21 protein-coding genes and 1 riboswitch are annotated in these 20349 nt (G+C 64.8%); of the genes, 10 read left to right on the top strand and 11 right to left on the bottom strand.

The window, feature by feature from the left end:
* Positions 1 to 185 precede the first annotated feature (185 nt).
* Both C8J40_RS03235 and crtY read right to left on the bottom strand, forming a co-directional pair.
* Positions 186 to 1664: a phytoene desaturase gene (locus C8J40_RS03235; protein WP_132895733.1), complete on the bottom strand. Its 1479-nt coding sequence runs from the start codon at positions 1662 to 1664 to the stop codon at positions 186 to 188.
* Positions 1661 to 2827 carry a lycopene beta-cyclase CrtY gene (gene crtY, locus C8J40_RS03230; RefSeq protein WP_132895732.1) on the bottom strand — a complete coding sequence of 389 codons (1167 nt, stop codon included), beginning with the start codon at positions 2825 to 2827 and terminating at the stop codon, positions 1661 to 1663. The genes C8J40_RS03235 and crtY overlap by 4 nt, the downstream gene beginning before the upstream one ends.
* 216 nt (positions 2828 to 3043) lie before the next feature.
* Here crtY and C8J40_RS03225 point away from each other — a divergent pair, with 216 nt between their 5' ends.
* A complete protein-coding gene (locus C8J40_RS03225; RefSeq protein ID WP_132895731.1) occupies positions 3044 to 3601 on the top strand; it encodes a GNAT family N-acetyltransferase in 558 nt (185 codons plus the stop codon).
* Here C8J40_RS03225 and C8J40_RS03220 read toward each other — a convergent pair.
* Positions 3585 to 3773 (bottom strand): hypothetical protein, encoded by a 189-nt coding sequence (locus C8J40_RS03220; RefSeq protein WP_132895730.1) that lies wholly within the window; start codon positions 3771 to 3773, stop codon positions 3585 to 3587. The two genes, C8J40_RS03225 and C8J40_RS03220, sit on opposite strands and share 17 nt — an antisense overlap.
* Before the next feature lie 489 nt (positions 3774 to 4262).
* A complete protein-coding gene (locus tag C8J40_RS03215) occupies positions 4263 to 4586 on the bottom strand; it encodes a hypothetical protein (protein WP_132895729.1) in 324 nt (107 codons plus the stop codon).
* A 537-nt stretch (positions 4587 to 5123) separates the two neighbouring features.
* Here C8J40_RS03215 and C8J40_RS03210 point away from each other — a divergent pair.
* From C8J40_RS03210 to thiC, 7 genes are all read left to right on the top strand, one after another.
* Positions 5124 to 5924: a sterol desaturase family protein gene (locus C8J40_RS03210; protein WP_132895728.1), complete on the top strand. Its 801-nt coding sequence runs from the start codon at positions 5124 to 5126 to the stop codon at positions 5922 to 5924.
* On the top strand, positions 5854 to 6279 hold the full coding sequence (locus C8J40_RS03205; RefSeq protein ID WP_347812453.1) for a DUF2141 domain-containing protein: 426 nt from the start codon (positions 5854 to 5856) through the stop codon (positions 6277 to 6279). The genes C8J40_RS03210 and C8J40_RS03205 overlap by 71 nt, the downstream gene beginning before the upstream one ends.
* 69 nt (positions 6280 to 6348) lie before the next feature.
* Entirely contained in the window at positions 6349 to 7212 is an 864-nt protein-coding gene (locus C8J40_RS03200; protein WP_132895727.1) for a MipA/OmpV family protein, read from the top strand.
* A gap of 490 nt (positions 7213 to 7702) precedes the next feature.
* A complete protein-coding gene (locus C8J40_RS03195; protein ID WP_132895726.1) occupies positions 7703 to 8725 on the top strand; it encodes a ferritin-like domain-containing protein in 1023 nt (340 codons plus the stop codon).
* Between the two features lie 50 nt (positions 8726 to 8775).
* Positions 8776 to 9825: a ferritin-like domain-containing protein gene (locus C8J40_RS03190; protein WP_132895725.1), complete on the top strand. Its 1050-nt coding sequence runs from the start codon at positions 8776 to 8778 to the stop codon at positions 9823 to 9825.
* A gap of 81 nt (positions 9826 to 9906) precedes the next feature.
* Complete coding sequence (locus C8J40_RS03185) at positions 9907 to 10785, top strand: outer membrane beta-barrel protein (protein ID WP_243693178.1); 879 nt, start codon at positions 9907 to 9909, stop codon at positions 10783 to 10785.
* A gap of 392 nt (positions 10786 to 11177) precedes the next feature.
* Positions 11178 to 11287: riboswitch (TPP riboswitch) on the top strand.
* Between the two features lie 40 nt (positions 11288 to 11327).
* Complete coding sequence (gene thiC, locus C8J40_RS03180) at positions 11328 to 13241, top strand: phosphomethylpyrimidine synthase ThiC (RefSeq protein ID WP_132895724.1); 1914 nt, start codon at positions 11328 to 11330, stop codon at positions 13239 to 13241.
* 51 nt (positions 13242 to 13292) lie between these two features.
* On the opposite strand, the gene dprA is transcribed toward thiC, so the two are convergent.
* Together dprA and plsY are read right to left on the bottom strand one after the other, a co-directional pair.
* Positions 13293 to 14384, bottom strand: a complete 1092-nt coding sequence (gene dprA / locus C8J40_RS03175) for a DNA-processing protein DprA (protein ID WP_132895723.1) — start codon at positions 14382 to 14384, stop codon at positions 13293 to 13295.
* Positions 14377 to 14991: a glycerol-3-phosphate 1-O-acyltransferase PlsY gene (gene plsY, locus C8J40_RS03170; RefSeq protein ID WP_132895722.1), complete on the bottom strand. Its 615-nt coding sequence runs from the start codon at positions 14989 to 14991 to the stop codon at positions 14377 to 14379. Before plsY ends, dprA begins: the two co-directional genes overlap by 8 nt.
* Before the next feature lie 212 nt (positions 14992 to 15203).
* Between plsY and murI the strand changes: the two genes are divergently transcribed.
* Together murI and hemA are read left to right on the top strand one after the other, a co-directional pair.
* Positions 15204 to 15992, top strand: a complete 789-nt coding sequence (murI, locus tag C8J40_RS03165) for a glutamate racemase (protein ID WP_132895721.1) — start codon at positions 15204 to 15206, stop codon at positions 15990 to 15992.
* Positions 15993 to 16128: 136 nt separating this feature from the next.
* Positions 16129 to 17391 carry a 5-aminolevulinate synthase gene (hemA, locus tag C8J40_RS03160; protein WP_132895857.1) on the top strand — a complete coding sequence of 421 codons (1263 nt, stop codon included), beginning with the start codon at positions 16129 to 16131 and terminating at the stop codon, positions 17389 to 17391.
* 3 nt (positions 17392 to 17394) lie between these two features.
* Here hemA and C8J40_RS03155 read toward each other — a convergent pair whose 3' ends face one another.
* From C8J40_RS03155 to C8J40_RS03135, 5 genes are read right to left on the bottom strand one after another with little or no spacing between them, the layout of a single operon-like run.
* Positions 17395 to 17967: a Uma2 family endonuclease gene (locus C8J40_RS03155; RefSeq protein WP_132895720.1), complete on the bottom strand. Its 573-nt coding sequence runs from the start codon at positions 17965 to 17967 to the stop codon at positions 17395 to 17397.
* Positions 17968 to 17998: 31 nt separating this feature from the next.
* Positions 17999 to 18463, bottom strand: a complete 465-nt coding sequence (locus C8J40_RS03150; RefSeq protein ID WP_132895719.1) for a DUF3429 domain-containing protein — start codon at positions 18461 to 18463, stop codon at positions 17999 to 18001.
* 10 nt (positions 18464 to 18473) lie between these two features.
* Entirely contained in the window at positions 18474 to 19181 is a 708-nt protein-coding gene (locus C8J40_RS03145) for an anti-sigma factor (protein ID WP_132895718.1), read from the bottom strand.
* Positions 19174 to 19737 carry a sigma-70 family RNA polymerase sigma factor gene (locus tag C8J40_RS03140; RefSeq protein ID WP_132895717.1) on the bottom strand — a complete coding sequence of 188 codons (564 nt, stop codon included), beginning with the start codon at positions 19735 to 19737 and terminating at the stop codon, positions 19174 to 19176. Before C8J40_RS03140 ends, C8J40_RS03145 begins: the two co-directional genes overlap by 8 nt.
* A gap of 16 nt (positions 19738 to 19753) precedes the next feature.
* Complete coding sequence (locus C8J40_RS03135) at positions 19754 to 20179, bottom strand: hypothetical protein (RefSeq protein ID WP_132895716.1); 426 nt, start codon at positions 20177 to 20179, stop codon at positions 19754 to 19756.
* Positions 20180 to 20349 lie beyond the last annotated feature (170 nt).

Raw genomic sequence — 20349 nt, 5'->3', positions numbered from 1 at the left:
GGGGATGCGCGCAGGGTGCGGCAAGGGAAGATTTTGTTCGCGCAGAGGCGCAGAGGCGCGGAGATGTAGCGCTGGTCGCGCAGCAACTGCCCGATCACCTTCGACGAACAGATAGTTGTGTCTGCCGACCGAAAAACCGGATGCAACAATCTCCGCGCCTCCGCGCCTCTGCGCGAACAAATTTCTTACTTCTCGCCCTCAAGCATCAACCGAGCAGTCGCCTTCGCACTCCCGACAACCCCCGGAATCCCAGCCCCCGGATGCGTCCCGGCGCCCACGAAGTACAAATTCGGAATATGCTCGTCGCGATTATGCACCCGGAAATACGCGCTCTGCGTCAGCACCGGCTCCAGCGAGAACGCGCTACCCAGATGCGCGTTCAGATCCTGCGCGAAATCCTTCGGCGCGTACGAGAACTTCGTCACGATCCGCTCATGGATGTCCGGGATCAACCGCCGCCCGATCTCGTCGAGGATGCGCTTCTCCAGGATCGGCGCGATCTCGTCCCAGTCGACCGGGAACTTGCCCAGATGCGGCACCGGCGCCAACGCATAGAAGGTCGAATGCCCCTCGGGTGCCAGAGACGGATCGGTCACCGTCGGATGATGCAGGTACAGCGAGAAATCTTCGCTCAGCACGCCGTGGTCGTAAATGTCCTCGAGCAGCCCCTTATAGCGCGGCCCGAACAGGATCATGTGGTGCGGGATACCCGGCCACGTGCCCTTGATCCCGAAATGCACCACGAACAGCGACGGCGAATATTTCTTCCGTTCGAGCGACCCCGTCTTCCGCTTGGCACTGCGCGACGTCGCCAGCAGGTCGCGGTACGTGTGCATGATGTCGCTGTTCGCCGCGATCGCATCCGCCTGCGCGGACCAGCCGCTCGCCGTCGTCACACCGGTCGCGCGGTCGCCCAGAGTCTCGATCGACGTCACCGGATCGTCGAGCCGCAGCACGCCGCCCAACCGCTCGAACTGAGTCACCAGCGCCGCCACCAGCCGGTTGGTCCCGCCACGTGCGAACCACACCCCGCCGTCGCGCTCCAGCTTGTGGATCAGCGCATAGATCGCGCTCGTCGTCATCGGGTTGCCGCCGACCAGCAGCGTATGGAACGACAAAGCCTCGCGCAATTTCTCCGACTTCACGAAGCTCGACACGATCGAATAGACCGACCGCCACGCCTGATATTTCGCCAGCGCCGGCGCCGCCTTGATCATCGACCCGAAGTCGAGAAACGCGACATGGCCGAGCTTTTCATAGCCCTCGTGAAACACCCCGGCGGAGTAATCGAGGAACTTCAGATAGCCTTCCCAGTCGCCCGGATGCAGCCGCTCGATCTCCGACCGCATCAGCGTGTCGTCGTTGGTATAGTCGAAGTTCGTCCCGTCGGGCCAGTTCAACCGGTAGAACGGCAGCACCGGATCGAGCGTCACGTCCTCGCTCATGTCGCGCCCGGTCAGCGCCCACAATTCGCGCAGGCAATCCGGATCGGTGATCACCGTCGGCCCCGCATCGAACGTAAAGCCGTCGCGCTCCCAATAATAGCCGCGTCCGCCCGGTTTATCGCGCGATTCGACGATCGTCGTCTGCACGCCCGCGGATTGCAGCCGGATCGCGAGCGCCAGCCCACCAAATCCTGCGCCGATGACGATTGCGGTCTTCATGATGACATACTGCCTGCGATGGCGCGGACGGCGCGCACGATGGGGACGGGGGGCTTGCCGGTCAGAACGCGCGCCTTGTCGGCAAGGGTCGAACGTCCGGCATAGAAACGGCCGATGAGCGATGGTGAGAGGCGGTAGAAGCGCTCGAGGATGCGGTAGCGTTCCTCTGGTTCCGCCGCGCGGAACAACATCGTGTCGAGCATCCGGTAGAAGCCGCGCGACTTCCACGTCGCGCGCGCCATCGCATGCGTCGCGTCGTGGAGTTTCGCTCCTGAGAAATCATTGCGCCCCGCCAGCATCGACGCGGTCCGCACCGCGTCGGGCAGCGAATACCCGGTGGTCGGGTGGAACATCCCTGCGCGCATGCCAGCTTTGGCGACATGCGCGCCGCCCGAGCGCCAATAGGCCTCGAAATCGCCGCCCATCGCGACCGGCAGCACGCCGGACTCTTCGCGAACGACGTTGTCGACCGACCAGCCGCGCGCCGTGACATACGCGTCAATCCGATCGCCCAGCACCGGGATATCGAGATCGGGCGTGTCGCTATAATAGGTGTCCTCGACGAACATCCGGTCCGCGCTGAACGGCAGGCAATAGACGAAGCGATACCCGTCGATCTGCGGAATGGTCGCGTCCATCACCATTGGCTTTGGCGCCTCGTGCGGCGCGCTCAACGCGATTTCGCGCCCGAGGAACTTCTGCCATGCGAGATCGAGCAGCGACAGGTCGCCGGGTCCGCGCGCGTCGATCACGCCGGTGGCTTCGATCCGGTCGCCATCCGCCAGCACCACCGCGGTTGCACTCGCCCCCGACACCTTCCGCCCGAGCATCAGCGCATGCGCAGGGAGCACCCGGCGGACCTCGCGGTCGAGCCGCTCGCTCTCGATCGAATAATAGGTCTCGTCGATCGTCCGCGCATGCGCTGGAAAGCGCACGTCGTAGCCCTGCCACGCATGCACGACGAGCGGGGCGACGATCCAGCGATCTCCTTGCGCCACGTCGCTGCCGAAGAACGACCAGAGGTGATTGCCGCCAACGACCTGCGCGGAGTCGATCAGTCGTACGTCGAGCGCAGGATGCTTGGCCTTGAGCGCCAGCGCGATCATCCCGCCGGCCAAACCCGCGCCAACGATCGCGACGTCGCAGGAGATCGTCGATGCCATGCCTCCGACTAGCGCAAAGCGAGAGGCTCGAAAACAACCTTTGCAAACCAATCACCGCCGAAGACAACCTGCATCGTCGGGAGGGCGGGTGAGGGGGCTGACATATGATCCTCCCCCCCGGCTGGGGAAGATCGAAGGATTGCGGCGCCTTTGCCGTGAGAAAGGCGAGGGCAGGGGGTGTTCCCCTCCACCCACCAATGCCGCTAGCCTGCCTCCATGCGCACACTCACATCCGCCCCGACACTCACCACCGCCCGCCTGACCCTGACCGGCCACGCCGCCACCGACCTCGAAGACTGCGCGGCGATGTGGGCCGATCCGCGCGTCTTCGCGATGATCGGCGGCCAGCCACGATCGCGCGAAGACGTCTGGATTCGTCTCCTGCGCGCGATCGGCCAATGGACGCTGTTCGGGTATGGCAGCTGGGTCGCGCGCGACGCCGCCGGCCGCCTGATCGGCGAACTCGGCCTGATGGAAGCGCGACGGGCGATTGAACCCCCAATCGACGCGACTCCCGAAGTCGGCTGGACCCTCACCGGCGCCGCGCAAGGCCAGGGCTACGCCTCCGAAGCGCTCGCCGCGATCCTCGCCTGGACCGACGCGGGTATCCCCGCGACGACCTGCATCATCGACCCCGCCAACGCTCCCTCGATCCGTCTCGCCGAACGGCTAGGCTATCGCCTGCGCACGCAAGGCACGTACCGCGATGCGCCGATCCTGATCTTCGACCGCACCGCGCGCCGAGAGGATCCCGCGATCAGCGCTGCGCAGTAACGACCGGTTTCTGCACCGAGGCGATCGGCATCGGATCGCCCGCGCGGTCGTAGAACGCCATCAACACCAGCCCCAGGGCCAGGATGCCGCCTGATATCACGTAGATCAGCCCCTTCTTGTTATTGCCCGTATCCAGGTCGGTATCCCCGCGCGCGGCGCTGTGGTTTGCCATGCATCACTCTCCGAATAGGCAGGTCATCCTGCTCTGACACGAAGGCTATCACGATTCCGCGCACTGCATAGAGCCTATTGCAACGGCAGGAGGGCCGCCGGGACAATGTACCAAGCCTCGGCACCCGCGGAAGGCAGGGTATGTCGAGATGCAGGCGGCCCCAAAAGAACTTGCCCGGACGAACCAGGCCAGCATATCCTCTACGTATCCCGGTTGCGGATCTCGGTCCCAGACGCGCCTCGCCGTCACCACCCCTGTCATGGATTGACGGCATACCTGCCCCCAATCGCCAAATGCGTCGGAAGGGTCGATATGCGCCTCGAGACTATGTAAACTGACGGAAATCGACGTTTATAAGTATGGATGGCGGGCAGCAATGCCTCTGGCCGTTACCGCCCATGACACCCGCTCGGAATTTGCCGCATACAGATCGGTCATAACCGACGTATGCCGCAACGCATTTCGAACGGGTGCCACGACATCGCGGGCTTAGTTGGCCGTGACCGTAAAGAATGGATCATAGGAATAGGTCTTGCCCGACATCGAAATGTTCAGGCTGTACTGGTATTTTGCAGATGCCGTTCCCTCATTGATGACGCATGTCCAGTAATCGACGCCCGCAGGTGTTTTCTGCTGTTCGAGATTCTGGAAGATTCCGTCGTTGACGCACTGTCCGGTGAACCCAGTGATCGCGATATTGTCGCTCGGATTGATCGGGTAAATCGTCCAGACGGGTACGTCGCCCGCGTCGCACGGCGTGTTCAATTCGTTCCCTGCTTCGGCCGTACCTTCATACCCGGTCGTATCGATCATATATATACCCCTGGGTTATAGTCGTTCCGCTCGCAGTGGACTGTGCAGTTTCGACGTCGACGGCAATCATGATGTTGATCGTGGACATGCTTCATCTCCTAAGTTTCTTGTTAGAAGATAATAGATCGGCATCAATTACGACTCTAATCAAATGTGTGGTCAATGTTCAATTCGGACTATGTTGTTAGATATCTATGTAACCTAAGAAAATACCTAATAAATAAATAGAAATACATTTAAACAATTCATAATTAATGAACACGTCAATTTTATTAACATGTACTTCGGCGCCAGGATAAGTCTTTTGATCACTAGGCTTTAGACGGCGCTACGCTGGCTGGTGCTAGCAGGGTATGCGGATGGCGCGCTTCGGAACACTATTGTTCCATCGCCGATACGCTATGACGGCCCCCTGAAAACCGATCGGTATCGGTTCGATTCGGTGGCTCGGTCCGTTCCGGCAATATCGACTCCGATCGATGGGCCCCAGCCGGTTATGCCATTACCCAAAACCCCGAATTCCCGTATAAGCCCCTCATGAGGCTCGCCATCGTCCTCTCCGCGATCGCGATGACCGCGATCGTCGGCATCCGGTATCTCATCGTCTCCGGCGCGTTCGCCGCCGCGACGCGCGCGCGTCATCCCGGGCTCTATCGCGGGCTCGACGCGCAGATGCGGCGCGAGATCTGGTGGAGCATCGCCTCGGCGGCGATCTACGGCGTGCCCGCAGGGATCGTCGCCTGGGGCTGGCAGAATCGCGGCTGGACGCAGATTTACACCGACGTCCACGCCTACCCGCTCTGGTATCTGCCGGTCTCCGTGCTTGCCTTCCTGTTCGCGCACGACACCTGGTTCTACTGGACGCATCGCTGGATGCATCGGCCGAAGCCGTTCAAGCTCGCGCACGCGGTACATCACGCCAGCCGCCCGCCGACCGCGTGGGCGGCGATGGCGTTTCACCCGATCGAGGCGATCACCGGTGCTGTGATAAATCCGCTACTGGTGTTCCCAATTCCGATCAATGTCGGCGCACTGGGTCTGGTACTGACGATCATGACCGTTATGGGGGTAACCAATCACATGGGGTGGGAGGTTTTCCCCCGGTTCATGTGGCGGGGCGCACTGGGCGGCTGGCTGATCACGGCGAGCCATCATCAGCGCCATCACGAACAATACGGGTGCAACTATGGCCTCTATTTCCGCTTTTGGGATCGGCTCTGCGGCACCGACAAGGGACTCGGCGACTTCACCAAGGCGCACGCGAAGGCTGCCGCTCGCAGTAGCGGGCACGCTGGCATGGCTGACGCTGGCAGCGGCGGCTCCCGTCACGCGGCTTGACGTCGAGATCGACAATCTCCGCTCGGCAAAGGGCATGATCCGGATCTGCCTCACCGCCGACCCGGACAATTTCCCCGCCTGCGTCGACGATGCCAATGCGCTGACCCGGTCGATCCCGGCAAACGTCCATACCACCAGCTTTCCCGGCCTGCCGCAGCGCGGCTATGCGCTCGCGGTCATCCACGACGAGAACAGCAACGCGAAGCTCGACACGATCGCGGGGATCCCGCGCGAAGGCTATGGATTCTCGCGCAATGCCGCCGTCCGGTTCGGTCCGCCGCGCTTTTCGGCGGCCCGATTCATGGTCGCCGGTGATGCCGAAATGCAACAGGTGAAAATGCGTTACATCTTCTGACCGATCGTAACGGACCGAAAACGAAGGCGCTGCGTTTTGCGCTGGAACCTTTTTGTCCGGAGCATTTCCTTGCGCGCATTCACTCTCTTCACGTCTGCCGCAATCGCGGTGCTTGGCATCGCCACGCCCGCCTTCGCCCAGACCGACCCGAACCCGTCGCCGACGATCACCGATCCCAAGGACAATAACCGCGTCACGGTCGCGCTCGGCGTGGTGTCGATGCCCGATTACGAAGGTGCGGACAGCAATTCCTTCACCCCCGCCGGCGCCTTCGTCGGCACGGTGCGCGGGCATGACTTCTTCCTCCGCGGCACGCAGCTCTATTTCAACCTGATCCCGAACACGGGTGAGGTCGGCACCAATTTCGAGCTGGGCGTGATCGGTGGCGTCCGCCGCGACCGCACCGGCGATATCGACAACCGTCAGGTCCGCGCGCTCGGCAAGATCGATACCGCCTATGAACTGGGTGGCTATGTCGGCGTCGCCCGGACCGGCGTCATCACCAGCGACTATGATACGCTCACCGCGCGTGTCGCCTATGTTCATGACGTCTCGGGCACCTATGACAGCTACGTCATCACGCCGCAGGTGAATTACACCACACCGCTGTCGGTTCGTACGCTCGTCTCGCTCGGCGTCGCCGCGGATTACGCCGGCAAGGGCTTCGGCCGGACCTATGCGGCGGTGACGCCGATCGGTACGCTCGCCAGCGGCCTGCGGACCTATGACGTCAACGATAGTGGCTTCCGCCGCGTCAACGCATCGCTGTTCGTGGTGCAGAGCCTGTCGGGCGACCTCCGCCACGGTTTCGGCGTCGGTGCCGGGGTGCTCTACGGCCGCATGGTCGGCAAGTACAAAGACACCCCGATCGTCGCCGACGTGGGCAGCGCGGATCAGTGGCTCTACGCGCTGGGGCTGACCTACACCTTCTGATCTGAGGTCGGCTGATCCGAGGCTGGCCGATCCGAGGCCAGCCCAAATGATACTGGGCAAACTTCGAGACCCATCGATCCTCCCCCTGGCGGGGGAGGATCGTGTGGTTCGAACGTCCGCATTCCAGCACGTCGTGTCCGAGCGGCTTCCGGAAGCGCCAACCCCAAGCGTCAATCCGCCACGCTAACCAACCAAGCGTGCGAACTGCCCAGCCGGAGCTTCCGAAGCTCCCGCAACCCAACCCCCCGAGCGCCTCGCAAGATCACCCCGCCGCCGCCCACCACACCTGAAAATTATTTCACAGCATTGCCGTTAAGGCTGCGTCCATTTCCCGCTTGCGTCCGTTACTCAAGCTGGACGGCATCATTATGCCCGCAACAGAGCGCGTTACGAGTTGGGCCTTGGCGACAGGGTGTTACTCTCATCGGTCCGGATTGTTCGATTGTTTCAATAACTCCGACGTCTGCAACTACAAGGGGAGGACCCTGATATGACCGAGAGCGTGCACCTGATCGAAGCCCTCGATGCGCGAGTTGAACGGCGCAGCGAGCGGCGTGAATTCTTCAAGACTGCGCTCGGCGCCGCTGCGGTCACCGCGGCCGGTGCGACCGCATTGTCCTTTTCCAGCTCGGCGGCGGCGCAGACCATCACCGACGCGGACGTCCTGAATTTCGCGCTCAACCTCGAATATCTCGAGGCGCAATTCTATTCCTACGCCGCCTATGGCACCGGCCTCGACAACAGCCTGCTCTCGGGCATCGGCACGCAAGGTGCCGTCCGCGGCGGTCGCCAGGTCAACTTCACCGATCCAATCGTGCGCCAGTATGCACGTGAGATCGCGCAGGACGAGATCGCCCACGTCAAGTTCCTCCGCACCGCACTCGGCACCTCCGCCGCCGTCGCGCAGCCGGTGATCGACGTCAGCGTCTCGCCGACCAGCGCGTTCTCGGTCGCGGCACAGGCTGCCGGCCTCGTCCCCGCCGGCACTGCTTTCGATCCCTATGCCTCGGACGAAGCATTCCTGCTCGGCGCGTTCATCTTCGAAGACGTCGGTGTGACCGCGTACAAGGGCGCCGCCCCGCTGCTCACCAGCAAGGCATACCTCGAAGCCGCCGCCGGCCTGCTCGCGGTCGAGGCGTATCACGCCGCGATCGTCCGCACGACGCTGTACGGCAAGGGCATCGCGACTCCGTCGCTGCGCACGTCCGCAGATGCCATTTCGAAGGCGCGCGACAGCCTCGACGGCGGTGGCGCCAACACGACGATCTTCGGCACCAACGATATCGACCAGGGCATCTCGTCGTACAGCGCGACGCCGATCAACCTCGCCACCACGCAGGCGGCGGTGACCGTGTCGAACATCGTTCCGCTCGACAGCAACGGCGTCGCGTACAGCCGTTCGGCGAGCCAGGTGCTCAACATCGTCTATCTCACCAGCGGTGCGGCGTCGGCAGGCGGGTTCTACCCGAACGGCATGAACGGCAACATCAAGACGAGCACCGCGGCAGCCTGATCTTCTCAGCCTCGCCCAAGCTCATCTTCGCTATTCAGGGGATTAACCCAATGACCGATCTCTCTACCAAGCTCGAAATATTCGACGCGATCGCCAGCCGTCGCAACGAACGCCGCAGTTTCCTCCGCTTCGCCGGCGGTTCGGCGCTCGCCATCGGTGGCGCCACGCTCCTGTCGGCATGCGGCAGCGACGATTCCGATCTCGCACCGACCCCGACTCCGGGACCGGCGCCGGTCGCCGCGCTTAACGACGCCGACGTGCTCAACGTCGCACTGAACCTCGAATATCTCGAAGCGCAGTTCTACGCGTTCGCGGCATTCGGCGTCGGCCTGAACGCCAGCCTGCTGACCGGCATCGGCACGCAGGGCGCGGTCACCGGCGGCGCGCAAGTGCCGTTCCAGGATGCCGTGGTGCGTGAATACGCACGCGAAATCGCGATCGACGAAGTCGCGCACGTCGCGTTCCTGCGCACTGCACTCGGCAGCGCAGCCGTCGCTCAGCCGGCGATCGACATCTCGGTCGGCACGGCAGCCGCACCGGGCGCGTTCACGGCGGCCGCCCGCGCGGCCGGCGTCATCGGTGCGACGGGTGTGTTCAACCCCTATGCCGACGACAACAGCTTCCTGCTCGGTGCGTACATCTTCGAGGACGTCGGCGTGTCGGCCTACAAGGGCGCAGCACCGCTGATCGCCAACAAGACCTATCTCGAGGCGGCCGCCGGCATCCTCGCGGCAGAGGCGTATCACGCAGGGCTGATCCGTACGATCCTGTACCGCAAGGGTTTGCAGACGCCGAACCCGATTCCATCGCTCATCACCGCCGCAAACCAGATCAGTGACGCGCGCGACAGCCTCGACGGCACCGTCACGAACACGACGACGGGCGTGATCGGCGACGACGATCAGGGCATCACCGGGTCGGATCCGACGATCTCGAACATCGTGCCGACCGACGCAAACGGCCTGGCCTACAGCCGCTCGGTCGCTCAGGTGCACAACATCGTCTACCTGACGCCCACTGCGAAGATCGGTGGTGGCTTCTTCCCCAACGGGACCAACAACCGCCTCGATTCGCTGCGCACGAGCGGCGCCAACGCGTGATCGTCGTCACGAACTGAAACAGGAAAATCCGGGTCGCGGCGTTCATCAAGAGCGTCGCGGCCCCTCGTTTGGGGAACGACCATGACCAACTTCACGAAGCTCACCATGCTCGCCGGCCTCGCCGCCGCGGGCATTTTTGCCGTTCCAGCCGCCGCGCAGGACATGACCACCGACAGCGACAGCAAGCCGTTCTCGGGCGTCTATATCGGCGCCGCCGGCGGCTATGACGTCCAGGGCAACGACATCGGCTCGTCGATCCTGTTCGATCGCAACAACGACGGCAATTTCAGCGACAGCGTCAACACCATCACCGGCGCCAATGCCTTCTCGCCGGGCTTCTGCAATGGCTCGGCGCGCACCGCCGTCCCGGCGTACGGTTGCCGCAACGACGATGACGGCTGGTCGTATTACGGCCGTGCAGGCTTCGACGTGCAGCGCGGTCCGTTCGTGGTCGGCATCGTCGGCGAATTCGGCAAGTCCGAGATCACCGACAGCGTCGCCGCCTTCTCGACCACGCCCGCCAGCTACACGATGGCGCGCAAGCTGAAGTGGGAAGGGTCGGCGCGCCTCCGCGCCGGTCTCGCCGCGCGCAACACGCTGTTCTACGCCACCGGCGGCGCCGGCTATGCCAAGATCGACAACCTGTTCTTCACCACCAACACCGCCAACGCGTTCGCAGCCACCGGCTCGGACAAGCGCTGGGGTTATGTCGGCGGCGGCGGCATCGAGCAGAAGCTGACCAAGAACATCTCGATCGGCATGGAATACACCTACCACCAGTACAAGGACGACGACGCCCGCGTCCTCGTCACCGCTGGCAGCGCGATCACCGGCAGCCCGGTTCTGCTCGCGAACAACCCGTTCGTGCTCGCCCCCAACACCGCGGGCACCACCTTCCGCCGCAGCGACGAGAATTTCCGCTGGCACTCGCTGCGTGGGACGGTGAGCTTCCGGTTCTAAGGCGCAGGGCGGCTTGCGCCGACCCGGCGCAAGACTCGCCCAAGCCCGGCCAGCGCAGCAAAGCACGCCACAAGGCGTAGCTTAGCTACGACTGACGGCGCGCGGAGTTAGATGAAAGGCCGTTGCCCCAACCAGGGCAGCGGCCTTTTCTCGTTAAGGGACCCCCACCCCAACAACAAACACCACCCCGGCGAAGGCCGGGGCCCAGTTGGAAAGGTGGCTATAATGGAGCACATCGCGTCGTTAGCGCCGTCCCCCACCTGGGCCCCGGCCTCCGCCGGGGTGGTGAACTTTCGATCGGCAGGATGCCCAACCGAATCCCAGGCGCACGTCCCCCGCACACCCCAAGCCACCAAATTCCCCATTGCACCCCACCCCCAGCCGCCTATGCTCGCCTCACCCCGGGGGAGCGCTTATCCGCGCTTGAGAGGAAGGCAGGAGCCTTCGACCCGCTGAACCTGATCCGGTTGATACCGGCGGAGGGAGGGAGCGGTCGCCACAGAACCGCAAGCCTTCGCTCCGAGACCCGTAGGAGCAAGCGCATGGCCGATTTCGAAGCACGCACCCCCACAGCAGATATCGGCGTCACCACCGGCCCGATCCGAGGCTCGCGCAAAATCCACGTCGCGGTCCCCTCCAGCCCAGACGTCCGCGTCGCCATGCGCGAGATCGTCCTCGACCCCAGCTGCAGCGAACCCCCGTTACGCGTCTACGACACCAGCGGCCCCTACACCGACCCGCGCGCGACAATCGACATCAACGCCGGCCTCCCCCAACTCCGCCGCAGGTGGATCGAGGCTCGCGGTGATGTCGAGAGCTACGACGCGCGTGAAATCCGCCCCGAGGACAACGGGCAGTTGGGCCCGGACCGCTCCGGCGGCGTCCCGCAATTCCCCGGCAGCGTCAAGCGGCCCGTGCGTGCGAAGGCAGGCCAGAACGTCAGCCAGATGCACTACGCGCGACGTGGGATCATCACCCCAGAAATGGAATATGTCGCCACCCGCGAGAATCTCGGTCGCGCGATGCTGAAGGAGTATAAGCGAGACGGCGAATCCTTCGGCGCGCAGATCCCCGACTTCGTCACCCCGGAATTCGTCCGCGACGAGATCGCCCGCGGACGCGCGATCATCCCCAACAACATCAACCATCCCGAATCCGAACCGATGGCGATCGGCCGCAACTTCCTCGTCAAGATCAACGCCAACATCGGCAACTCCGCGGTCGCCAGCAACGTCGCCGCCGAAGTCGACAAGCTCGTCTGGTCGATCCGCTGGGGCGCTGACACGGTGATGGACCTCAGCACCGGCCGCAACATCCACGACACCCGCGAATGGATACTGCGCAACTCGCCCGTCCCGATCGGCACCGTCCCGATCTACCAGGCGCTCGAAAAGGTCGGCGGCGTCGCCGAGGACCTCACCTGGGAGATCTTTCGCGACACGCTCATCGAGCAGGCCGAACAGGGCGTCGATTACTTCACGATCCACGCCGGCGTCCGCCTCGCCTACATCCCGATGACCGCGAAACGCGTCACCGGCATCGTCTCGCGCGGCGGCTCGATCATGGCGAAATGGTGCCTCAGCCACCACAAGGAGAGCTTCCTCTACGAGCGCTTCGACGAGATCACCGAGATCATGAAGGCCTACGACATCGCCTACAGCCTCGGCGACGGCCTGCGCCCCGGCAGCATCGCCGACGCCAACGACGAAGCGCAGTTCAGCGAACTCTACACGCTAGGCGAACTCACCCACCGCGCATGGAAGAGCGACGTCCAGGTCATGATCGAAGGCCCCGGCCACGTGCCGATGCACAAGATCAAGGAGAACATGGACAAGCAACTCGAAGTCTGCGGCGAAGCACCTTTCTACACCCTAGGGCCCCTGACCACGGACATAGCCCCCGGCTACGACCACATCACCAGCGGCATCGGCGCCGCGATGATCGGCTGGTACGGCACCGCGATGCTCTGCTACGTCACGCCGAAGGAGCATTTGGGCTTGCCGGATCGCGACGACGTGAAGGTCGGTGTGATCACGTACAAGCTGGCCGCGCATGCCGCGGATCTGGCGAAGGGGCATCCGGCGGCGCAGATGCGCGACGATGCGCTGTCACGTGCGCGCTTCGAGTTTCGCTGGCGCGATCAGTTCAACCTGTCGCTCGATCCCGACACGGCGGAATCCTATCACGACCAGACGTTGCCGGCAGAAGGCGCCAAGACCGCCCATTTCTGCTCGATGTGCGGGCCCAAATTCTGCTCGATGAAGATCACGCAGGAGGTCCGCGACTTTGCCGTCAAGCAGAACGCGCCGGCAGATACGTTCCTCGCGGCGGACGTTGATGCGGCAGATGCCGAGCGCGCAATCTTCGCGACCGGCAGCGACGCGGAGAAGGGCATGGCCGACATGAGCGAGAAATTCCGCGCGAAAGGCAGCGAGATCTATCTGCCGGCGGAGTGATTGCGGTGATGTGCGATCCTCCCCCTGGCGGGGGAGGATCAGTCTTAGCGATCAGGTCAGGCTGGCGCGGGCGCCGGCGTGGCGGTCGAGGCGGCCGGCAAGTTCGAGTTCCAATAGCACCGTGTGGACGACTGCGGGGCTTAGGCGCGACTGGCGGATGAGTTCGTCGATCGCGACGGGGACGGGGCCGAGCAGGTCGGTGATCCTGCGGCGGTCGGTGTCGCTCGCGTCTTCGGCGGGGGAGCTTGCATAGAGGTCGATCGGCGAGCGGACCGAGCGCGGGTCGAACGGGCGGATCTGCTCGAGGATATCGGCCGCCGATTGCACCAGCGTGGCGCCTTCGCGAATGAGCAGGTTGCAGCCCTGCGCGCGGGGATCGAGCGGGCTGCCGGGGACGGCCATGACTTCGCGGCCGGATTCGTTGGCGAGCCTCGCGGTGATCAGCGAGCCGGATTTGGGGACCGCCTCGACCACCACCGTGCCAATCGCGAGGCCGGCGATGATGCGGTTGCGCGAGGGGAAGTTGCGCGCCTTGGGCTCGGTGCCGGGGGGCTGTTCGGCGAGGAGGAGGCCTTCGGTGGCGATGCGCTCCTGCAGCGCGGTGTTGTCGGGCGGGTAGGCGATGTCGATGCCGCTGGCGATGACGCCGATCGTTGCGCCGCTCGATCCGGCTCCGAGCGCGCCGATGTGCGCGGCGGTGTCGATGCCGCGGGCGAGGCCGGAGACGATCGTCGTGCCCTCCTCGGCGAGTTGCAGTGCCAATTGTCTCGCGAAGCGGCAGGCGGCGGCGGACGCGTTGCGGGCGCCGACCATGGCTATGCAGGGGCGGGTGGCGTGGGTGAGGTCACCGCGGAAGATCAGCGCTGGGGGCGCGGTTTCGATTTCTGCGAGCAGGCGGGGATAGTCGGGGTCGTCGAGGAAGAGATAGCGCGCGCCGAGCTTGGCGGTGGCGGCGATTTCGCGTTCGGCCAGCGGCGCTTCGGCAATACGCGGGCTGCGACCGCCGCCGCGTTGGGCGAGCATCGGGAGCGCTTCGATCGCGGCGTCCGCGCTGCCGAAGCGGGCGATGAGCTGGCGATAAGTGACCGGTCCGATCCCGGTCGTGCGGATAAGCCGAAGTCTTGAGACCGTCGGGTCAGCCACTCGTTTTCCGGCTGGAGCCGATCCGCGGCTCGGTGCCGGAGAACAGGCGCTCGACGTTCTCGCGGTGCTTCCATAGGACGATCAGGGCGAGCGCGAGAAGGAGAAGAACCAGGTCGAATCGACCAAACAGCGCGGCCGCGAACGGTGCGCTCAGTGCCGCGGCCATGCCGGCGACCGAGGAGATGCGCAGGCCCGCGAGCAGGCCCAGCCAGACGACGGCGTAAACGAGCCCGAGTGGCCAGTAGAGCGCGACGACGATTCCCATCAACGTGGCGACGCCCTTGCCGCCCTTGAACTTCAGCCAGATGGGGTAGCAATGGCCGATGAACGCACCGGCGGCCGCGAGCAGTGCGTTGCCGGGAAACAGGTGTGCGACCAGCAGCACGGCGACTGCGCCCTTGGCCATGTCGAGCAGCAGCGTGGCGGCGGCGAGGCCCTTCCGCCCGGTGCGCAATACGTTGGTGGCGCCGATGTTGCCCGAGCCGATCGTCCGCAGATCGCCTGCACCGCCGGCGCGCGTGAGGATGACGCCGAACGGGATCGAGCCGAGCAGGTAGCTGAGCACGAGCGATAGCGTGGGCGCGACCCAGAGAATTTCCGTCTGCAAGTATGTCCCCCGTTCCGAGGGCGCTTATAAACGACGCGGGGCTGACGGCAAATGGCGTCGAGCGGGTGCCGACCTCACAGCACCCTCCGTCATCCTGACGAAAGTCAGGACCCAGGGTTACAGGCGGCAACTTCCGTGGCTCTGGGTCCTGACTTTCGTCAGGATGACGGGAGGTCTGGTTCCAACGGCATGAACCGTCCTATGAGCGCCGCATGGACACGCGACCTATCCTGTTCTTCGATTCCGGTGTCGGCGGGCTGTCAATCGTCGGTCCCGCACGCGGGGCGCTCCCCGATGCGCCGTTCGTCTACGCCGCCGACTCGGCCGGGTTTCCCTACGGCACGAAGAGCGAGGCGGAGATCGCAGCGCGCGTACCGGTGTTGCTGGGGCGGTTGGCGGAGCGGTATCGGCCGCGGTTGATCGTGATCGCGTGCAACACCGCCTCGACGATCGCGCTGCCGGTAGTGCGCGCGGCGCTCGACCTGCCGGTGGTCGGGACGGTACCGGCGATCAAGCCCGCTGCCGCGCTGTCGGTTACGCGGACGATCGGCGTGCTGGGGACCGAGGCGACCGTGAGGCAGGCGTATGTCGATGATCTGGCTGCGAGGTTTGCGGGCGATTGCACGGTGCTCCGCTACGGGTCGGCGGCTTTGGTCGAGATGGCGGAGGCCAAGTTGCACGGGCGAGCGGTGGCGCCTGAGCGCTATGCGGCGGTGCTCGATGGGCTGTTCTCGCAACCCGGCGGGGAGCGAATCGACGTGATCGTCAACGCCTGCACGCATTTCCCGCTGGTCGAGGCGGAGCTGGCCATGGCGGCACCTGGCGTGCGGTTCGTCGACGGTGGTCCCGGGATCGCGCGGCGGATCGTTCATCTGATGCAGGGCGAATCATGGTCGGGCGCGGGCGAGGGCATCGCCGTCTTTACCCGGTTGGGTGACGAGGAGCGGGCGCTCGGACCTGCCCTAGCGGGGCGAGGATTTGCGCGGATCGAGCAGCTTTAAGCGTTAACCTGGGACAATGTGGCACCTTGCTTCGCGGGCGCATCGTGGCAATGTGCACCCAGGATGAGGAAAGCGATCACCGTAAGAGCGGTATTGCGCTGGAAACGAGTGAAAGCGAGGCGTAGTGCCCAAGCCTATGATTACCAACGGCATCACGGCAACGGATTCCACCTTGGGTCCGCGTGTCGATTATTCGCGCGTGTTCACGCAGGCGATCGACCGGTTGCATGCCGAAGGGCGCTACCGCGTGTTCATCGACATCCTCCGCAACAAGGGTGCGTTTCCGAACGCGCGCTGTTTTGCCGGGCATAACGGGCCGAAGCCGATCACGGTGTGGTGCTCGAACGATTATCTCGCGATGGGCCAGCACCCGAAGGTGATCGCGGCGATGGAAGAGGCGCTGCACGACGTCGGCGCCGGCTCTGGCGGCACGCGCAACATCGGCGGCAACACGCATTACCATGTCGACCTGGAAGGCGAACTCGCCGACCTGCACGGCAAGGAAGCCGCTTTGCTGTTTACCAGCGGCTACGTCTCGAACGAGGCTACGCTGGCGACGTTGGCGAAGGTCCTGCCGGGCTGCATCATCTTTTCGGACGAGTTGAACCATGCGTCGATGATCGCGGGGATCCGGAATTCGGGCTGCGAGAAGCGCGTGTTCCGCCACAACGATCTCGCGCATCTCGAAGAGCTTCTCGCGGCGGAAGACCCCGCGGCGCCGAAGCTGATCGCGTTCGAGAGCGTGTATTCGATGGAGGGCGACATCGCGCCGATCTCGGCGGTGTGCGACCTCGCCGACCGGTACAACGCGCTGACCTATTGCGACGAAGTCCATGCGGTCGGGATGTACGGCGCACGTGGCGGCGGCATTTCGGAGCGTGACGAGGTCGCGCATCGGATCACCATCCTCGAGGGGACGCTGGGCAAGGCGTTCGGCGTGATGGGGGGCTATATCGCCGCCGATCGTACGATCGTCGACGTGATCCGCAGCTATGCGCCGGGGTTCATCTTCACGACGTCGCTGTCGCCGGTACTGGTCGCGGGCGTGCTGGCGAGCGTGCGGCATCTGAAGGCGTCGAGCGTCGAGCGCGAGGGGCAGCAGGCTTCGGCGGCGATGCTCAAGGCGATGCTGAAGGGCGCCGGGCTGCCGGTGATGATCGGTGATACGCATATCGTGCCGCTGATGGTCGGGGATCCGGTCAAGGCGAAGAAGATCAGCGACGTGCTGCTCGCCGAATACGGCGTGTACGTGCAGCCGATCAACTATCCGACCGTGCCGCGCGGTACCGAGCGGCTGCGGTTCACGCCGGGCCCTGCGCATACCGAGGCGATGATGCGCGAACTGACCGACGCGCTGGTGGAGATCTGGAGCCGGCTGGACCTGCGCAAGGCGGCCTGAGGCTCAGTCGACGACGATGTCGAGGTGCAACTCGGGGATCGCGATAGGCTCGCCGAACGGGATCAGCCTTTTGTCTTCGTAATCACCGGCGCGGGGCTTGGCCATCACGTGCGTCCTGCGCGCGTTGATATCGACGACCCAGTAATGCGGCACGAACGCCTCGGCATAGTCGCTTCGCTTGGCGCCGAGATCTAGCGCGAGGCTCGTATCGGCGATCTCGACAGCTAGGAAAAGCGCAGCGCGGTCGAATAAGGTCGCGCGGAGATCGGGATCGCGAAGCACCGCCACATCCGGTTCGCGCAGCGTGTCGGCGGTCAGGCGGACAGTGGGCTCCTGCCCGACAATCCATTCGGTGCCGAGCGCGGCGAAGGCGGACTGCAATCGGAGGAACGCGATGCGCTGCGCGTTCCAGTGCGGTACGTTTGCCGGTGACATCCGCATAATCTCCCCGTTGACCAGTTCGACCTTGCCTAGCCAGTCGGCGATCGGCGGATGACGGACGAGTTCCATGAACTCGGCGGTAGTGAATCGCGCAGGCCCGGAAGCCAGCTGGGTGATGTGCTCGGCGACGCTCATCGCGTCGGTATAGCATTTCCGCGCACGCGCGTCACAGTATAGCCGCTAGTAACGTCAAGATGCCGAGGCCGAGCGACAAGGGCACGCGCAACGCCATCCAGCCGGGCGGGGCAATGCCGGCTTTGACCAGCGCCCGGTCGACGAGCAGCGTAGCGATCAGGCTTATGCCGAGCACCACCAACGACGGGCCGGGCCAGCGCAGGCCGACCATCCAGGGCCACGCGGTGACCAGCGCGATCAGCGAGGGGGCGACGCTGGCGAACCAGAGCCAGCGCGGGGGCGAGTCGGTTCGGGCGGCGAGGCCCCACCATAGGCCACCTAGGAAGCTCAGGATCAGCGCGGCATAGGCGTAGGCGATCGCCAGCGCGGAATAGCGGCTTTGCGGATCACCGCTCAGCAACAGCGCGACTGCCCCGAGCTGTGGCAGTAGGCCGCTCAGGCCGAGCAGGCGCGCGATCGGCGGGATGCCGCCGCTGGCGGCGGGTCGCACTGTCATCAGACGGCCATCAGACGCGGGCGACCACACCGGTGGCAACGACCGGACCGGTCGGCAGGCCGGTCGGCGAGCCGCCGAGCGGTTCGACCGAGATCGCGAGCGTTGCGCCAGGGGCAATGCGACCGCGATCGACGCCCTTCGGTGCCAGCGACGTCGGACGTCCCGAGAGCAGGCCGAGCGAGTGCGGCACGCCGTCGCCGCCGATCACCCAGAGTTCCGCGACCCGCGCATTCGGAACGCCGGGACCGGCCGCGACGCGGAGCGCGCCGTTGGCGGGATCGTAGACCGCGGCGACGGGCGACTTCGCATCGCCGAGCATCGCGACGAGCACGCTCGACGCGCGGGCGACGGGGACCGGCTGGGCGACGGGCACGGTCGGTTCGGGGCGAACCATGACGAACAGCAACAGCGACGCGGCGATCGCGCTGGTGACGGCCGCGAGTGCGGGCCAGGCGAAGCGGCTGGTCTTGGCGGTGGTTGGACCGTCGAGGCTGGCTTCGATCCGCGCGGCGAGATGCGGCGGGGCAGCGTATTCCGGCCATAGGTCGAACAAAACGGCCAAGCGCGACCGCCACCATTCGACCCGCGCGGCAAAACCGGGTTCGGCGAGCACGCGGCGCAGCGCTGCTCCGCGCTCCTCGCCTTCGAGCAAGCCGAGCGCAAGTTCGGCGGCCGCCACATCTTGGGGCACGCCGGTGTCGGGGATCGGATCAACCATCGAGGCAATCCTTCAGGCGTGCGAGACCACGGCGGACCCAGCTCTTCATCGTACCGAGCGGGACCGCACGTTTCACTGCAAGTTCGGCATAGGTGACGCCGTCGAAGAACGCGGTGCGGATCGCGTCGCGCTGCTGCCGTTCGAGGCCATCGAGGCATTCGATCAATTCGCGCGACGATTCGCTCGCCAGCATCCCGGCCTCGGCACCTTCGCCGGGATCGGCGATGTCGGGTGCGTCGTCGAGCGGGCTGGTGCGACGGACGCCCTGCGCGCGCTGCCAGTCGATGGCGCGGTTGCGCGCGATCGTCGCCAACCAGGTTATCGGGCTCGCGCGGCCGGGTTCCCAGGCACCGGCGCGTTTCCAGATCGTGAGATAGACCTCGTGCAGCACATCCTCCGCGGCTTGGGCGTTGCCGCAGATACGATGGGTGATGCCGAAAAGCTTCGCGCTGGTCAGCGAATAGAGTTCGCGAAACGCTTCGCGGTCCTCTTGCCCGGTGCGCAAGAGCACCTCGGAGAGATGCGCGCGCGCCGCGTCCGCATTTGAAAAGGCCATGGTCACGATCCGGAACCTAGCGGCTAAGTCCGTCGCGGCAATAGCCTTCGCCCGGCTTGACGGTGAGGCAGTCGGTTTTGCCGAAGAGATATTTCAGCCCGGTCGCGTCGCCGTTGGTCGGGCGCAGCGTTTCGCGGATGCCTTTGCGATCGAACGCTATCGTGTCGCCGGTCGCGATGCCGTCGAACGTGCCCTTGTTGTCGAGGTCCCATTGCATGGTCAGCGCGTAGTGGCCCCGGGTGTCGGTCGGGGCGACGTCGAGAACCATGCCTTCGACGCCGATCCAGCGGCCGGTATAGTCGGGCGCGGGTTTGGGCGCGGGAGCGGAGACCTTGCGTTCGAGCGAGCCGGCGGACGTCATGTTGCCGTCGCTGCTGGTGTCGGGCGCAGGGCCCGAACAGGCGGTCAGCGCGACTGTGGCGAGCAGGGTGAGGGCTTTCATCGATGTCTCCTTCACGGTCGGCGTTCAGCGCAGATGCCGACCTTAGCGCGTCATCCTGACGAAAGTCAGGACCCAGAGCCATGGGTGATGCGCTATGTTACCCTAGGTCCTGACTTTCGTCAGGATGACGAAGCAGCCGCGAACAGGTGTGGCAAATCCGCGCTCGGGTC

This window comes from Sphingomonas sp. PP-CC-3A-396 (assembly GCF_004343105.1).
Lineage (GTDB): Bacteria > Pseudomonadota > Alphaproteobacteria > Sphingomonadales > Sphingomonadaceae > Sphingomonas.
The sequence above is the reverse complement of the archived record's forward strand: the minus strand, read 5'-3'. Positions and strand labels throughout refer to the sequence as shown.

Bases quoted from the DNA above. Each gene is read 5' to 3' on its own strand.
- C8J40_RS03150 (WP_132895719.1), bottom strand. From the start codon at position 18,463: ATGACAGTGCGACCCGCCGCCAGCGGCGGCATCCCGCCGATCGCGCGC.
- C8J40_RS03145 (WP_132895718.1), bottom strand. From the start codon at position 19,181: ATGGTTGATCCGATCCCCGACACCGGCGTGCCCCAAGATGTGGCGGCC.
- C8J40_RS03135 (WP_132895716.1), bottom strand. From the start codon at position 20,179: ATGAAAGCCCTCACCCTGCTCGCCACAGTCGCGCTGACCGCCTGTTCG.
- C8J40_RS03185 (WP_243693178.1), top strand. From the start codon at position 9,907: ATGACCAACTTCACGAAGCTCACCATGCTCGCCGGCCTCGCCGCCGCG.
- C8J40_RS03155 (WP_132895720.1), bottom strand. From the start codon at position 17,967: ATGAGCGTCGCCGAGCACATCACCCAGCTGGCTTCCGGGCCTGCGCGA.
- C8J40_RS03215 (WP_132895729.1), bottom strand. From the start codon at position 4,586: ATGATCGATACGACCGGGTATGAAGGTACGGCCGAAGCAGGGAACGAA.
- C8J40_RS03195 (WP_132895726.1), top strand. From the start codon at position 7,703: ATGACCGAGAGCGTGCACCTGATCGAAGCCCTCGATGCGCGAGTTGAA.
- C8J40_RS03235 (WP_132895733.1), bottom strand. From the start codon at position 1,664: ATGAAGACCGCAATCGTCATCGGCGCAGGATTTGGTGGGCTGGCGCTC.
- thiC (WP_132895724.1), top strand. From the start codon at position 11,328: ATGGCCGATTTCGAAGCACGCACCCCCACAGCAGATATCGGCGTCACC.
- C8J40_RS03140 (WP_132895717.1), bottom strand. From the start codon at position 19,737: ATGGCCTTTTCAAATGCGGACGCGGCGCGCGCGCATCTCTCCGAGGTG.
- murI (WP_132895721.1), top strand. From the start codon at position 15,204: ATGGACACGCGACCTATCCTGTTCTTCGATTCCGGTGTCGGCGGGCTG.
- C8J40_RS03225 (WP_132895731.1), top strand. From the start codon at position 3,044: ATGCGCACACTCACATCCGCCCCGACACTCACCACCGCCCGCCTGACC.
- C8J40_RS03190 (WP_132895725.1), top strand. From the start codon at position 8,776: ATGACCGATCTCTCTACCAAGCTCGAAATATTCGACGCGATCGCCAGC.
- crtY (WP_132895732.1), bottom strand. From the start codon at position 2,827: ATGGCATCGACGATCTCCTGCGACGTCGCGATCGTTGGCGCGGGTTTG.
- hemA (WP_132895857.1), top strand. From the start codon at position 16,129: ATGATTACCAACGGCATCACGGCAACGGATTCCACCTTGGGTCCGCGT.
- C8J40_RS03220 (WP_132895730.1), bottom strand. From the start codon at position 3,773: ATGGCAAACCACAGCGCCGCGCGCGGGGATACCGACCTGGATACGGGC.
- C8J40_RS03210 (WP_132895728.1), top strand. From the start codon at position 5,124: ATGAGGCTCGCCATCGTCCTCTCCGCGATCGCGATGACCGCGATCGTC.